The 3,019-nt window shown below is 50.8% G+C and carries 6 protein-coding genes; 1 reads left to right on the top strand and 5 read right to left on the bottom strand.

What is annotated here, in order from left to right; genetic code table 11:
* On the bottom strand, positions 1-162 hold a 162-nt coding region (locus tag PHX60_RS15925; protein WP_300079771.1), incomplete at its 3' end, for a type II secretion system protein.
* Positions 137-613: a type II secretion system protein gene (locus tag PHX60_RS15920; RefSeq protein WP_300079769.1), complete on the bottom strand. Its 477-nt coding sequence runs from the start codon at positions 611-613 to the stop codon at positions 137-139. The genes PHX60_RS15925 and PHX60_RS15920, both read right to left, overlap by 26 nt.
* Before the next feature lie 92 nt (positions 614-705).
* On the opposite strand from PHX60_RS15920, the gene PHX60_RS15915 reads away from it, so the two are divergent.
* On the top strand, positions 706-1,002 hold the full coding sequence (locus tag PHX60_RS15915; protein WP_300079767.1) for a hypothetical protein: 297 nt from the start codon (positions 706-708) through the stop codon (positions 1,000-1,002).
* Between the two features lie 11 nt (positions 1,003-1,013).
* On the opposite strand, the gene PHX60_RS15910 is transcribed toward PHX60_RS15915, so the two are convergent.
* From PHX60_RS15910 to PHX60_RS15900, 3 genes are all read right to left on the bottom strand, one after another.
* Positions 1,014-2,057 carry a type II secretion system F family protein gene (locus PHX60_RS15910; protein ID WP_300079764.1) on the bottom strand — a complete coding sequence of 348 codons (1,044 nt, stop codon included), beginning with the start codon at positions 2,055-2,057 and terminating at the stop codon, positions 1,014-1,016.
* Complete coding sequence (gene gspG / locus PHX60_RS15905) at positions 2,054-2,533, bottom strand: type II secretion system major pseudopilin GspG (protein ID WP_300079761.1); 480 nt, start codon at positions 2,531-2,533, stop codon at positions 2,054-2,056. The genes PHX60_RS15910 and gspG overlap by 4 nt, the downstream gene beginning before the upstream one ends.
* A partial coding sequence (locus tag PHX60_RS15900) for a hypothetical protein (protein WP_300079759.1) occupies positions 2,530-3,019 on the bottom strand: 490 nt, incomplete at its 5' end. The genes PHX60_RS15900 and gspG, both read right to left, overlap by 4 nt.

Below are 3,019 nucleotides of genomic sequence, written 5' to 3'. Positions count from 1 at the left end.
CAGGTCGGATTTGAGGGCTGCTTCGCGAGCCTCGTCCACACTGCGCAGATAGCGTGGCGCGGCAATGGATAAGAGTGTGGCAATGATGGCCATCACAACCAGAAGCTCAATCAGGGTGAACCCCCAGAAGTTGAATTTACCAGTTGCGGTAGGGTACGCCATTGCTTCCGTTGCCAGGGTTGAGTGAATAGACATCAAAAACATCGTCACCCGGTTGGGGATCATTGGGTGGCGATGCATAGCTGCGCAGGCCCCACATGTCGTTGTCGGGGGTTTCTGGCGGTGCAAAGGGGTCAAGCGGAATGCGGCGCAAAAAGTAGATTTTGCGGGCATCTGGGGTTTTGGCATCAGCCACGCCATCGGTTAAAGCTGTCAAATCGGGCGGGTAACCTGTGGAGTCAACTTTGCGCACAATGCGGCCTTCGTCAGAGGCTTTGCGATAGGCATCAATGGCAAGGCGGATTTCACGCAAGGCGTGACGCAATTCACGTTCTTTCAGCCGGTGCTCCCCGTACCTCACAAAAGGAATCGCCGCACTGGCCAGAATGCCGACAATGGCTACCACTACGACCATTTCGATCAAGGTGAAACCCGTGCTTTTGCGAAGATTCAACGGTATGTTTTTCACAGTTTTTACTGGCTGAATGGTGGCTTTAAGTTTTCGTATGATTGTAGGGGTCTCAGTATTTACAGAACAGGAGCCAAATGTTATCGAACTACGGTCTTGGAAGGGTGTTGTGTTTTATCAGTTTGACTTTGGGTGCCAATTTGTCATTGGCACAAGACATTAAGCGCATAGCATCGCAGCAAGCAAGTCAGGCATCGGCACCCCGTGTGGTGTTGCCAGCAGGTATTACCGAAGAAATGCTGGCCCCCCCTCCCGTACCAAGCTTCATGCTAAAGCCCACAGAAAAACCTTTGAGCGTGGATGATATGGTCCAGCAAGCCCGAGAGGCAGAGAAAAAGGCAGGCATTAAACCAACACAAAAACCAGCAAACTAACCTGCCAAGGCTCACCCCACGCTGTCTGCCAGTTCAAAGATGGGTAAATACATCAGCATAACAATGCCACCAATAAGTACGCCAATCACGACCATCATCAGTGGCTCCATCAACCGAGTGGCTCGGTCTACCGAGCGATCAAGCTCAGCATCCATAAAGTCAGCAGCACGCTCCAACATGTCGCCCATCTGACCTGAGCGCTCACCCACAGCTAGAAGGCGGTTGCTGACTGATGTGGTGAAGCCCTCTCGCTGCAAGGCGATAGAGATGGGAATGCCTTCGCTGACCAATGCAGTTGCTTTTTTAAGACCTTCTCGCGAACGCATAGGGGCCATCGTCAGTATCATTTGCAAAGATCGCACGGCGGGAATACCACCGCGCAAAAGCATTCCCAGAGACCTGTAGAGCCGCACCAACTCAAATTGGTGAATGCGCACACCCAGCCAAGGCAATTGCCAGGCAACACCAACCAGCCAGCTTCTTGTTGCGGGGTTAACCACAAACAAGCCTAAAGCGCTTAATGTGCCAAGTGCCAGAAGCATCGCAGTCATGGGATTTTCGGCAATCGTTAAACCCAAACGAATGACCAATCCTGACAGATAAGGCATGTCTTGCAATCGGTCAATAAACACGACACTGAAACGTGGCACCACGTATCCCAGCAAAAATGCCACCACAAGCCCACCTAAGGAAAGCAACAATGCAGGGTAAATCAAGGCACCTATCAAGCGATTGCGCAGGGCTTGAAATTGTGTCTCGTAGGTTACAAAACGTTTGAGGGCCTGGATGACACCGCCAGTTTGTTCGCTTGCCTCTATGGCCGCCTGAAACAATGGTGGAAAAATCTCAGGCCGATTGGCAAGCGCTTGGGAAAACGACAACCCTGATTGCAGGCTTGATTGCAACTGCATCAATACGCTGTGTTGACTACTTTCTTGCTCTTTTTCAGTGAGGGTATCAACCGCTTCAACCAGATGTAGGCCCGCCTCCAGCAGTGACAAAAGCTGCTGGCAAAATACCAGCAACGGAAAACGTGCTGCCCCGGTTGATGTCATTTTTTGACATCAGCAGCATCGCCTTCGCCACCTGGTGCGCCGTCTTTACCAAGCGAGATGATGTCGAAATCGCCATTTTCACCAGGCGTGCGATAGACGTAGGGATTGCCCCACGGGTCTAGAGGCGGCATTTTTTTTAAATAAGGGCCTTGCCAACGTGGCTCAGTTGCCGGGCGAACAAACAAAGCATTGAGTCCTTGTTCATTGCTAGGGAATTTGCCCACATCAAGGCGATATTGCTCAACTGCTTTCTCAAACCCGTCGATCTGTGCCAGCGCGGCTTTCACCTCGGATTTGCCAATCTGTGCAAAATAGCGAGGACCAACGTAACCGACCAACAAACCAATGATCACCATTACCACCAAAAGCTCAAGCAGAGTAAAACCTCTCTCAGCTTTATATTTGGTAACAGCAAAACGGCCTTGAGGATACCCCTCGAGAAAAGGGTGGAAATGTGCTCGGTAGTTCAATATCATGGTTTATTGACCCAGAAACCAACACCAGGTGCAAGTGTGCCGATGCCAAAATCCAAATAGCCTTTGGTTGCGGTGTATGTACCTAAAGCATTGGTATTGTCGAGGGATGGTGCGTAAAAGTACCATGAAGCTTTACTGCTGTCCCAAGCCCAAACAGTAGTTAATACAGGTGCAGCAACCACACCCGTACTTGGCGGCGTAGCACTGAGTGCGTTGTTAAAAGCGCGAGGTGTCTTGTTGTCACCAATTGAAATCAAACTCCAGCCAGAACTCAGAGACGTTGCAAAAGTAGAGGTCGTGACAGCAGTACCAATGGGGAGAGATGCCGTGAAACTTGTCCCTGCATTGACCCAAACCCCATCGCCGCCGCTAACGGTTGTCAATACGTCATATCCCTTACCGGCGGCATAGGTTGCCAACGCTGCACTTGTCATGCTGGGTGCATAAAATGCCCATTTACTTGAAGACGGGATCCATTTCCAGACT

Source organism: Giesbergeria sp. (assembly GCF_028686475.1).
Classification (GTDB): Bacteria; Pseudomonadota; Gammaproteobacteria; order Burkholderiales; family Burkholderiaceae_C; genus Simplicispira.
This window is presented reverse-complemented; position numbering and strand designations above follow the sequence as displayed.

Excerpts from the sequence above, each read along its gene's own strand:
- PHX60_RS15915 (WP_300079767.1), top strand. The coding sequence starts at position 706 with ATGTTATCGAACTACGGTCTTGGAAGGGTGTTGTGTTTTATCAGTTTG.
- gspG (WP_300079761.1), bottom strand. The coding sequence starts at position 2,533 with ATGATATTGAACTACCGAGCACATTTCCACCCTTTTCTCGAGGGGTAT.
- PHX60_RS15910 (WP_300079764.1), bottom strand. The coding sequence starts at position 2,057 with ATGACATCAACCGGGGCAGCACGTTTTCCGTTGCTGGTATTTTGCCAG.